This window comes from Paenibacillus sp. FSL H8-0537 (genome assembly GCF_038051995.1).
In the GTDB taxonomy this organism is placed as follows: Bacteria; Bacillota; Bacilli; order Paenibacillales; family Paenibacillaceae; genus Pristimantibacillus.
This window is the reverse complement of the sequence record NZ_CP150290.1, coordinates 3,200,723-3,211,650: the sequence shown is the minus strand read 5'-3', so window position 1 is coordinate 3,211,650 and position 10,928 is coordinate 3,200,723. Positions and strand designations below refer to the sequence as shown.

At 47.9% G+C, this 10,928-nt stretch carries 9 protein-coding genes and 1 riboswitch; of the genes, 1 reads left to right on the top strand and 8 read right to left on the bottom strand.

Annotated elements, in window-relative coordinates; translation table 11 throughout:
* Positions 1-626 precede the first annotated feature (626 nt).
* The 4 genes from MHB80_RS13645 to MHB80_RS13630 all read right to left on the bottom strand — a co-directional run bounded on the left by MHB80_RS13645 (position 627) and on the right by MHB80_RS13630 (position 4,747).
* Positions 627-1,211 carry a hypothetical protein gene (locus tag MHB80_RS13645; protein WP_341282628.1) on the bottom strand — a complete coding sequence of 195 codons (585 nt, stop codon included), beginning with the start codon at positions 1,209-1,211 and terminating at the stop codon, positions 627-629.
* A 118-nt stretch (positions 1,212-1,329) separates the two neighbouring features.
* Positions 1,330-2,298 (bottom strand): DMT family transporter, encoded by a 969-nt coding sequence (locus tag MHB80_RS13640; protein WP_341282627.1) that lies wholly within the window; start codon positions 2,296-2,298, stop codon positions 1,330-1,332.
* 82 nt (positions 2,299-2,380) lie between these two features.
* Positions 2,381-2,507, bottom strand: a riboswitch (purine riboswitch).
* A gap of 65 nt (positions 2,508-2,572) precedes the next feature.
* Positions 2,573-3,820: an MFS transporter gene (locus MHB80_RS13635; protein ID WP_341282626.1), complete on the bottom strand. Its 1,248-nt coding sequence runs from the start codon at positions 3,818-3,820 to the stop codon at positions 2,573-2,575.
* Between the two features lie 180 nt (positions 3,821-4,000).
* Complete coding sequence (locus MHB80_RS13630; protein ID WP_341282625.1) at positions 4,001-4,747, bottom strand: RNA polymerase sigma factor; 747 nt, start codon at positions 4,745-4,747, stop codon at positions 4,001-4,003.
* Between the two features lie 287 nt (positions 4,748-5,034).
* On the opposite strand from MHB80_RS13630, the gene clpP reads away from it, so the two are divergent.
* Positions 5,035-5,619 carry an ATP-dependent Clp endopeptidase proteolytic subunit ClpP gene (gene clpP, locus MHB80_RS13625; RefSeq protein WP_341282624.1) on the top strand — a complete coding sequence of 195 codons (585 nt, stop codon included), beginning with the start codon at positions 5,035-5,037 and terminating at the stop codon, positions 5,617-5,619.
* Between the two features lie 314 nt (positions 5,620-5,933).
* On the opposite strand, the gene MHB80_RS13620 is transcribed toward clpP, so the two are convergent.
* The 4 genes from MHB80_RS13620 to MHB80_RS13605 form a co-directional block, all read right to left on the bottom strand.
* Positions 5,934-6,446 (bottom strand): acyl-CoA thioesterase, encoded by a 513-nt coding sequence (locus tag MHB80_RS13620; protein WP_341282623.1) that lies wholly within the window; start codon positions 6,444-6,446, stop codon positions 5,934-5,936.
* 55 nt (positions 6,447-6,501) lie between these two features.
* Positions 6,502-7,461 (bottom strand): nucleoside hydrolase, encoded by a 960-nt coding sequence (locus tag MHB80_RS13615; RefSeq protein ID WP_341282622.1) that lies wholly within the window; start codon positions 7,459-7,461, stop codon positions 6,502-6,504.
* Between the two features lie 167 nt (positions 7,462-7,628).
* Positions 7,629-9,362 carry a biosynthetic-type acetolactate synthase large subunit gene (gene ilvB / locus MHB80_RS13610; protein WP_341282621.1) on the bottom strand — a complete coding sequence of 578 codons (1,734 nt, stop codon included), beginning with the start codon at positions 9,360-9,362 and terminating at the stop codon, positions 7,629-7,631.
* Between the two features lie 748 nt (positions 9,363-10,110).
* Positions 10,111-10,890, bottom strand: coding sequence for a dipeptide/oligopeptide/nickel ABC transporter ATP-binding protein (locus MHB80_RS13605; RefSeq protein ID WP_341282620.1), 780 nt, complete (start codon positions 10,888-10,890; stop codon positions 10,111-10,113).
* Between the last annotated feature and the right edge of the window lie 38 nt (positions 10,891-10,928).

The window sequence follows — 10,928 nt, the reverse complement described above, 5'->3', positions numbered from 1 at the left end:
GGAATGACCCTTCTTTCCTTTAACATATTTATTCAATCTCTATTTGCTTGTGAAAAATTTGCCGCATGGTTTCAGACATAATGGTGGTGGACTCTACAAAGGTCCCCGACAAAAAATGCACATCAGGGGAGAAGAAACTCGAATCGTTGGATTATATTACCTTTTCTACATTCGAAGCTAAACTCCTCTTTATCAAAATGTAAAAATTTATTTATATGAATATAAATTGTAAATAAGGGTTATTTTTATAATCTCTATAAAATTCCTGTTCTCCGATTCCAGAAAGGAATCCCATAGGCTACAACGAAAAAGCCGGGAATATTCATTCCCGGCTTCCTGTTCCTTATTTTTCAATTAAAGTAAAGGTGTTCATCTATAGATAAATACTGATTTATCAGGATTTCTAGTCAAGTAAAGGAATTTAATAGCGTTTCTCCTTGGCCTGCAGGAGCGCAGCCGTATGATTTTCACAAGTGAAAAATGCAGCGTTTTGGCTAGCAAGTGTCGACTGTACTTACTAGCCAAAATTTCACTGTACAATTCAATAGTAGAAAATTCTAAAAAACAGAAAAAGCCTGATTGCTCAGGCTCCCTCCTTCACTATGGTAGTATCGTATCGCGAGCAATTACTTGTTCCGCCTGCCGTAGCGACGATAAACGATCACTCCTACTGCAATAACCAGCACCAATAATGCGATACCCATCACAATCCTGCTTGATGAGCCGCTTTCTAGATTCTGACTACTCTCCGCAGTCCTCTCGGATATGGGCGTCGTTTGCTGCTTAGCTACCGATTCTTGAGCTTTCAGATCCAATTCCTTGTCCTTCAAAAAAGCCGCCATTTCCTTGCTGACTGGCGTTGTCATGGTAGGCGCGCATAGCGGATGCTCCCATTTCCCGTCCTTCTCTTTCAGAAAAAAGAGATACTCCACGCCCTCTTCGCTCGGCCCATTTAAAGCTCCCCAGGTCGGATCTTCTGATACGGACAGTGTGTGTGCTTCAATTCCCTTATAGCTATTGCTTACGGTCAGTACAAGCTTATTGTCATTGGCAAAGATCGTTTTGTATCGTTCATTTACTTTAGCAATAACGATACCGTCATACCAATCAAAAGCCTCAGCTGGTGTTCTCATCTGTGCGCAAGATAGCGCAGACACCTGTGATGGGAGCAGCCACAATAGCAGAAGCGACAAAATCAGCCATTTTTTCAAAGCTTACACCGCCTTTTTACTACAGACGGAAAATTCAGCTAAATGTTTCAAAGGTTGATGAAAAAGAAGTTATGCCTTTTGAAAATCTGCGCCTTTTTAACAAAAAAGCAAGCGTGAGTTAAGCAGCCATTGTACGCTGTGAACGCCCTTTAAAGCGTTTCAGCTCTGGCAGCAAAATGCCCATTAGCACGACAACGACGCCCACCCATTGCAGCATGCTCACATGCTCATTCAATATAAGGGCCGACATCGTGACAGCTACAGGAAGCTCGGCTGCGCCTAATACGCCAGCCATGCCTTCACCAATATGCGGCACGCCGATTGCGAACAGGACAGGCGGGATAAATGCACCGAATAGCCCTAGCAGGAAACCGAACACAAGCAGTTGTCCCCAAATCAAACCATTAAACAGAAACATTGGCGGGAATAAAATAAACACTAGCAGCAAACCGCCAGTAATCATCCAAGCACTGCGGTAAGCCGGGTGTACAGCTGGCACCGCTTTGCCGCTGAACAAAATTAACAAGGAGTAGCTCACGGCGGACAATAAGCCGAAAATGATGCCGATCCAGTTGAACTGGGCAGCGCCGTCCTCCATAATGCCGGCAGCAAGCAGCGTGCCTCCGAACAAAACAATCAATGCCAGCATCATAACGCCTTTAGGACGTTGACGCTTGCTGAATGCTTGAATCAATACGCTGATCCATGTGAATTGAAACAATAAAATAATAGCCAGCGAAGCTGGAATATAACGAAGCGAATGATAATACAACAAGCCTGTTATAGCTGTCGGCATACCCGCAAGCATTAGCAGCACTCTGCTTTTCCACGTCAGCTTAGCGGCAAGTGCTTTGGCAGCCTCGGCTGCTTGAGCAACAGGAGAAACTGCGTTTGAAGCCGTACGGGCTTTGCGCTGCTCCCGCTGTTTCGTATAAAAAGCCAGCATCCAGGCCAAAATAAATCCCGTCAGCAGCTGCGCACCAACCACTTCACCTAATTGGTAGCCTTGACCATAGGCCAGTACCACGATTGTAGACAACACACCGTAACTAATCGCACCGAATAAAACCGATAATAAATACTTCATTTGTGCCCTTAAACCTCCTTGATTGTCTCTCTAAACTTGCCCAGACAACACAAAAATCCTAACCACATAGCAACGATCAATACAGCTTGATCCTTGTTATCGTAGTTAGGAAGTAAAGGCTTCCTGTAGATACCCCCGACCTGTTCTTATATCCAGCTGCAGCTGAATACGGCTTACGAGGTTATACGAAAAGAAATATATGGTTTGATGCCTTGCTGTCATCTGATGTTAGATCGTAATTCATTCTACATCTTACATGACAAGTAAGGTGGTGTCAATTGTTTTTCAATGAAATATTATGGGAAACCGCTTCTGGCCTGCTCCAGCCCCGCTTTTTATGTTTTGCAGCCGTCGTCATGCTAATGATCAAATATACGAGTAAAAAGATAATCATGACCCCAGCAGCGCAGCGATACATCATTTCATAGTTCGTCGCTGAGGCAATGGCGCCTAATAAAATAGCCCCTGTCGCAACACCAAGATCCGTTGCGTTATAGAACATGCTATTCACAGCTCCATGCTGCTCCGGACTTGAGCTGCGCAGCATCCAAGCTTGAATCGTTGGCTGGACAGCGCCGAATCCTAGACCATACAGCAGCGCGGATATGATCAGCAGCGAAATGGAAGTCGTAAACGACAGCACCGTCAAGCTTGCAATGACACATAACGCACCAGGAATAAGTACTGCGGCATGGCCTTTGCTGTCAAACAATTTCCCGGAAATCGGACGAACGATAATAATCGTCACTGCATTAAACAAGAAAAACAAGCCGATCTGGTTGATCGCAAGCTTTTCACCATACAAGGCGATAAAGCTTAATATCCCGCTGTATGTAATCGACAGCAGCACATTTAATAGCGCGGGAAGCACAAGCTGGAAATTAAAGGGCGGCTTGCTTGCGGCAGCCCGTTTCCGCTCCTCCTGGCTCTGGCGCGGGGGCTCTGGCGGAAGTGGACGAAACCATATCAGAATCGGGATAATGAGCAAAATAGCTGCCGTTCCCGTTATGCTTAACGTCTCAAAACCGAATTGCTTCCAAATATTCAGCCCGATCATGGGGCCAATGGACATCGCAATGCTGGTGGACAAGCCAAAATAGCCAATCCCTTCCCCAATACGCCCAGCGGGAATAATTTGCGATACGAGTGTGGGAATAATCGTACTGGCTATGCCAAAGCCAATGCCATAAAACACACGCATGATGAGCAAGGAGCCTAAGGATTCAGCCGCGATATACATAGCGGTAAAAAGGGCCGCAAGCACAATGCCGAAGTACAAAATGGCCAATTGAGGCATTCTTTTCATCACAAACGCCGTCATAAAACGCGTTAAAATCGCAGAAACAGCAAACACGCTCGTCACGAGGCTGACCGATACGTCACTCGCCATAAAAGTGCTTTTCGTATAAGCCGTAAGCGGAGAAAGCAAAAGCTGCAAATTAAAGAAAACTAGAAAAGAGCAGACGGTTAGCGTAATAAATGCAGTAGTCCATAAGCGCGGGCGTTGTTCCTGAGATAGCATGCCATTCCCCCTCATTGATGCATAACTCACATAGTTGACTTAGGCAATTATAATTCAGGCAACTATTACTGTCAATGAAAGCGGCATGACTTGGATCGCTTGTTAGACACTGGACTACACTCGCTAATAATCAGAAATTAATCAGCTATTCATGCACAGTTAGCTTTTTCACAAACCGGATTAGGCTGCATGGTGTATAAAAGCATATTCCAGCGCCATATTCCGCGCTTCTGCTGGAACCGTCTGGCGCCGTGACGCAAGGCGCCCCAGCTCATGCTGGGCCATATGGATGGCTAGCTCTGGATCATTTTCGCTAAGCTGCATTAAAGCGGCAACTGCCTTCATATTGCCTGACAAATAGGCGGAGGCCAGCGCCCGTACATAGGTTTTCATTTGCTCCTCCTGCGGCTGGGGGAGCCCATCCTGAAGCAGCTGCTGGCGCACAGCTATAAGCGCTTGCCTGGCACGGTGCAGCGCCGCTTTTACCGCCCCATCTGTCATCCCCAAAATTTCCGCAGCTTCGATGCTTGAACAGCCGTATACGTCCCTTAGCATAAAAACAGCCCGTTGTGCAGCTGTCATATGCTTCACCAGCACATGAAAAACAATTTCAAGCTCGCTAGCTTCTTGATTATTTACTGCAATTTCCTGCTGATGCAAATGCAGCAGTTCTCCGCTTATTTTTTGCCAGACCGCTTTTCTGCGGGTTTGGTCGATCCAGCTATTTTTGGCAATGCGCCGCAGCAGCGCTTCGGGATTCTGATGGCTGGCAGCATCCGCAGCGAGGCTCGCCTTCAGCCACGATTCCTGCGCCAAATCTTCGGCATCCCAGCTTGAGCCTGTCAGCGAGAGGCTGTACTTGCGCAAGCCTGCAAGCTGCTGCCCGTTATATTCGTTCGGTAAGGTGGTTTTGTTTTTCAAACGCATGGGACACGCTCCTCTTAACGAGATTCTGGGCGAAGACGCAGCAGAACCGTTTATTTTAAATAGGAAAGGATATGATTTTCTCAACCTTTCTCTATATTTCTCGGTCTGAAACGTGCCGCGCCGCCGAAGGACGGCGACAGCCGTTTCACCTTGTAAACGAATGAAGTCCCTATTAAGATACGCGGATGAGCAAAAAAAAGCTTGCAGAGCAGCATATCCTTTTGTCCCCCGATAATCGTTTACTAAGTGAAAGCAAATATCCAACGGAATAAATGGAGGTATAACCTATGACCAATTATGTGCCTTACGTAGTGGAGCAAAGCGCGCGCGGCGAAAGATCCTATGATATTTATTCACGGCTGCTGAAGGATCGCATCATCTTTCTTGGCTCAGCGATTGACGACCAGCTCGCGAACAGTATCGTTGCCCAGCTGCTGTTTCTCGCGGAGGAAGATCCAACGAAAGACATCAGCATCTATATTAATAGTCCGGGCGGCTCTACTTCAGCAGGCTTTGCCATCTATGACACGATCCAATATATTAAGCCGGATGTCAGTACGATATGTGTGGGGCTTGCAGCATCCTTCGCCGCTATTCTACTGCTTGCGGGTGCTGAAGGCAAGCGCTTTGCCCTGCCCAACAGCGAGGTAATGATCCACCAGCCGCATGGCGGCGTTCAGGGCCAAGCAAGCGATATTGCGATTTCTGCCAATCGGATTATTCGTATTAGAGAGCATCTCAACCAGATAGCCTCCGCGCGAACCGGCCAGCCGCTGGAGAAAATCCAGCTGGACATGGACCGCGATTATTTCCTCTCCGCAGAGGAAGCCGTACAATACGGCATAGTGGATCGCGTCATTACTACCTTATAATACAAGGACAGCAACGCCCCTTCCGACTTATCGGCTCGAAGGGGCGCTGCTGCTATTCCGATTCTATTTAACCGCGCTGCCACTGCGTCGCCATGACTTTCGCTCTCATCTGCTTTATAATAAAGAAAGAATTGATGAAAGTTGGTGTCCATGTGAGCGGCAAAAAAGCAGTTTATATCGTTCTAGGCATATGTACAGGCCTCGCCTTGTTTGTATACACATGCATTCAGTACGTGCTGTCCTTGCGGCCTTAATCGCAGCAGCGATACAAACCGCAAGCACAATCTATACATTCTGGCAGCTATCATTTACACTCAGTCCCAAGGATGCTTTACCGTCAAAAATTCAGCAAAGCGTTTACTCTGCTCGCGGCGGGTACGGCGCATTTCTGCCCGCTGCTCTGCTGTTTCAAATAGCTTAAGCTCCTCTTCCGTTTCGGGAACGACCGCTGGCACCACAACCGGACGCTTGTCCGAATCAAGCGCAACGAATGTCAGAAAGGACGTCGCCGCCACTTCCCGCTCTCCACGCAGCAAATCCTCTTTCACCACTTTAACGAACACTTCAATGGAGGAACGGCCCGTCCAAGTAACGAACGCTTCAAGACATACGGAATCCGTTGGGCGGATGGGATAAAGAAAATCGACCGAATCCGTCGAAGCGGTAACAACGGATCGGCGGCAATGCTTCGTCGCCGCAATGGAGGCAATATCATCAATATAGGCCATCAGTTTCCCGCCAAACAGCGTATTATGATTATTCACATCTGTTGGAAATACCCTTGCTGTTTTATAACATCTAGATTCCCGCGAAAAACGCTGCTCCATCTGCCAAAATCCTCCCTTAATTACGTACACGTAACTTATCTTTCATTATCTAGCTTTATTCGCTCCAGAATACCGACATCATTTGGCGAATCGCTCTGGCCGAATCCACCTCAACACAAAACTCCACACTTCTGCCCACAGATGGACGTGGTCTTCTGTCTGTTACAATCATACCCGCCGTCAGCCCGCTGCTGCAATCGACGACAGCGTTAAATTTTTGTGTCGTAACGAGCGACGGATTAAGCGCTACAAGAACGGCAAGTGCATCATGCATCGGACATTCCTCAATAAAATAGTTCACCTTGCGGTAAAATTCAAAATAAACGCCAAGCGATTCATTCAAAAAGCGGATGATTGCTTGCTTATTTTCTGGCGCGTAGCGCGCAAGCTTCTCCAAATCAGCTCCGGTAAGCCTTGTAGGCACAGTCACATCAAGTCCGACAATTGTGAGTGGCACATTCGATGCAAAAACCGCAGCCGCCGCTTCAGGATCGGCATAGATATTAGCTTCTGCAACTGGCGTGACATTGCCGGGTGCAAACAACGTGCCGCCCATCGTCACCACCTGCTTCAGCTGCCCCGCAAGCTCAGGTGCTTTTTCCAGCGCAAGCGCCAAATTCGTCATTCTCCCCGTCGTCACCAGAGTGAGCTCTCCTGGATTTTCCGCAGCTTTGCGAATAATGAAATCGACCGCATTTTCCTTCAGCGGCTGTTGAGAGGAAGGCGGAAGATGCGCATCTCCAATACCATTATGCCCATGAATATGCGCATCCGTTCCACGCGAAGGCCTTACGGTAGGCGCTACCGCCCCTGCTGCAACTGGCACCTCGTAGCCGCAATTGGCAAGCTGCACGACTCTTAGCGTATTATCTGTAGCTTGCTCCACCGTCGTATTTCCGTAACCTGTCGTAATGCCCTCCACCTTAATTTCAGGAGAAAGCAGCGCGTATAAAATCGCGATGGCATCATCGACCCCAGTGTCTACATCGAGTATAATTCGTTTTCTGTCGCTCAACGCAAGTCTCCCCTTAACCATTGTGTTGAAGCAGCCATGCTCAGGCTCGGCACCCGCTTCTTTCCTCCCCATTGTAAACGATGAAAGCTGACACTGACAAAGCCTATCTGCACAAAACGACAGCATTTATTTAATCACATAAAACAAATCGCTGCTCAGCCGCTTTATTATTCAAAATCTCCCATAATCATCTGATCCAAGGTCGTTCCGGCTAAAACCATCGGATATACATTCTCTTCGGTCGGCACGACAAACTCAATAAGTACAGGACCTGGTGTGTGCAGTGCCTCCTCCCAGACGCGAATTGCCTCTTCTTTATTGCTTGCTCTTAGCCCTTTAATGCCATACGCTTCAGCAAGCTTAACGAAATCTGGGCTGCCGGCAAGATCGATTTGGCTATAGCGCCTTTCGTACATGAGCTCCTGCTGCTGCTTAACCATGCCCAGCACTTGATTGTTAATAACAACGATTTTAACGGGAATCTGGTTGATCGCACAAATCGCCATCTCTTGCGCACACATTTGCATGCCCCCGTCACCGTTTATGGAGACAACTAGCCGATCTGGGTTCCCGATTTGGGCACCGATAGCAGCGGGGAAGCCAAAGCCCATTGTACCTAGGCCCCCGGAGGTAATGAGCGAACGGGGATGCTTGAATTTGTAAAATTGCGCGGACCACATTTGATGCTGCCCCACGTCCGTCGAAATAATTGCATTTCCTTGCGTCGTTTCATGAATCATTTCAATAACAAATTGTGGTTTAAGCTCCGTATCGGAATCCTTGTACCTCAAGGGATACAGCCTTTTATTTTGCTGCACTTCAGCAATCCAGCTGCTCGATTGCGAGCTTACCGCGAGCGTATTGGCATATTGCAACACTGCCTTTATATCTCCGATGCATGCAATATCCGTTTTAATATTTTTGCCAATTTCAGCTGGATCGATATCGATATGGGCAATCCATTTTGCTTTCGGAGCGAAGCCATCGAGCTTCATCGTCACCCGGTCGTCAAATCGTGAACCTATTGAAAGGATGAGGTCAGCGTTTTGGATAGCCATATTCGCCGCATACGCACCATGATGGCCTGGCATACCCAGCCATAAATCATGTGCACTTGGGAAACCGCCCAAACCAAGCAAGGTCGTCGCAACTGGCATATTGGTTTTGTTCGCAAATTCGATAAGCTCATCGGAAGCATTTGAATAAACGACGCCACCACCCGCTATAATAACGGGTTTTTGAGCTTGGGCAATCGCCTCGATTAATTGATCTATTTCCGCATGATTCGGAATCGGATTGCCGTGATAACCGCGTATATGAATTGGGCTAGTTGGCTGAGCCAGCATTTTCTGATTTGAAACGTCTTTTGGAATGTCAATTAAAACCGGACCTTTCCTCCCCGTGCTTGCGATATGAAACGCTTCATGGATAATTCGCGGAAGGTCCTGAGCGTCACGTACCAGATAACTATGCTTCGTTATTGACATCGTCATGCTAACGATATCGGCTTCCTGAAAGGCGTCCGTACCCATAACCGCTGTTGAGACATTGCCTGTAATAATAACTAATGGCACAGAATCATAATAAGCAGTCGCAATGCCGGTCACTAGATTCGTCGCGCCTGGACCGGAGGTAGCAATGCAAACGCCCACTTTTCCAGTTGACCTCGCATAGCCGTCAGCCGCATGAATAGCCCCTTGCTCATGCCGGGTCAAAATATGCTTAAAATCCCGATTATGAACCATCGCATCATAAATATACAGGACATTTCCGCCCGGGTAGCCAAATACACAATCTACCCCTTCCATCAGCAAGCCGCTTAATAGCAGCTCCGATCCGGTTACCCATTTCTGATCCTGCTGCTGCTGTAAATCGCTCGTAAGTGTAGTTGATTTATCCATGTGACTGCCTCCTTGAAATATAAATAGCCCCTCTCATCCGCAAGCGACGGCAAACTTCTGCCATGCTTAAGGGACGAAAGGGGCAATCATTTCGTGGTACCACCCTGATTTACTGGAATCTTGCGATTTCAGCCTCATGAGATAGGGCAATGCCCTACCTGCCGCACGATAACGTGTGCCATTCCGTTTGAGTCTACTTACGGGTGCCCAGCGCACACAGGCTCCGCTTTCCATCAAAAGCTCCGAGATGACGGCATACAAGGATTATGGCAAAGGTCTCAGCACACCCCCTGCTCTCTGAGCATAATCGCTAATGTATGTTTTCTCTTCCTCGCTTTTCCTATTTTTGAAAATAGAAAAACCCCTCTCATCCGCAAGCGATAGCAAACTTCTGCCATGCTTAAGGGACGAAAGGGGAAAAATTTCGTGGTACCACCCTGATTTACTGGAATCTTGCGATTTCAGCCTCATGAGATAGGGCCATGCCCTACCTGCCGCACGATAACGTGTGCCATTCCGTTTGAGTCTACTCACGGGTGCCCAGCGCACACAGGCTCCGCTTTCCATCAAAAGCTCCGAGATGACGGCATACAAGGATTATGGCAAAGGTCTCAGCACTCCCCCTGCTCTCTGAACATAATCGCCTTCGTATGTTTTCTCTTCCTCGCTTTTTAAGATGGTTTTGATAATAGCACAGTTTCTAAAATGTTTCAAATTATAATTTTCAATGTTGTTTCAGACAAGACGGCTAGCTCGCCGCCTCCACCAGCAGCTTGGTGTAGAGATGCCGATCCTCATGTGTCAACTCGAAGCTTGCAAACTCGTCAATCATTTCTCCATCCTTCATAACCATCATTCTATCGCTCATATATTGGACGGAGGCTATGTCATGGGAAATAAACAAATAGGACATGCCCAGTGTTTGCTTCAAGCTTTTGAGCAGCTGCAAAATTTGTGCCTGAACGGATACGTCGAGGCTTGAGGTTGGCTCGTCACAGACGAGCAGCTTTGGGTTCAAGCTGATCCCTCGAGCGATAGCGACCCGCTGCCGCTGCCCGCCGCTGAGCTCATGCGGATAACGGGCCAAATGATCCATAGGCAGACCGACCAGCGCTAACAGCTGCGCCGCCATACCGAGCCTATCTGAGCGATCGCCCGTCAGAAAAGGCGGCATTACCTTCGGAAAATTATCAAGCGGCTCCATGATCGAACGCCAAATGGGCATTTTGCTGTTAAGCGCGGCGTTCGGGTCCTGAAATACGACCTGCACATGCTGCCGCTGCTCTCTAAGTGCCGCCCCCTTTAGCCGTAGCAGTTGAACATCATCCAGCCATACTTCACCGCTATCCGGTCGCTCCAGCGCCAAAATCACTTTGCCTAATGTGCTTTTTCCACTACCGCTTTCGCCAACAACGCCAAGACATTCACCCCTCGCAATTTGCAGCGAAATTTCTTTCAGCGCAAAAACCTGCTCCTTCGATTTCATGAAGGTTTTACTTAAACGCTCTACACGCAACAAAGGCTGCACCTGCTGTTCACCTCCTGAATTCCCCTACGTTAAGTCAT

Coding starts and splice junctions, on each gene's coding strand:
- MHB80_RS13630 (WP_341282625.1), bottom strand. CDS start 4,747: ATGCGTTTGAAAAACAAAACCACCTTACCGAACGAATATAACGGGCAG.
- ilvB (WP_341282621.1), bottom strand. CDS start 9,362: ATGGATAAATCAACTACACTTACGAGCGATTTACAGCAGCAGCAGGAT.
- MHB80_RS13620 (WP_341282623.1), bottom strand. CDS start 6,446: ATGGAGCAGCGTTTTTCGCGGGAATCTAGATGTTATAAAACAGCAAGG.
- MHB80_RS13640 (WP_341282627.1), bottom strand. CDS start 2,298: ATGAAGTATTTATTATCGGTTTTATTCGGTGCGATTAGTTACGGTGTG.
- clpP (WP_341282624.1), top strand. CDS start 5,035: ATGACCAATTATGTGCCTTACGTAGTGGAGCAAAGCGCGCGCGGCGAA.
- MHB80_RS13635 (WP_341282626.1), bottom strand. CDS start 3,820: ATGCTATCTCAGGAACAACGCCCGCGCTTATGGACTACTGCATTTATT.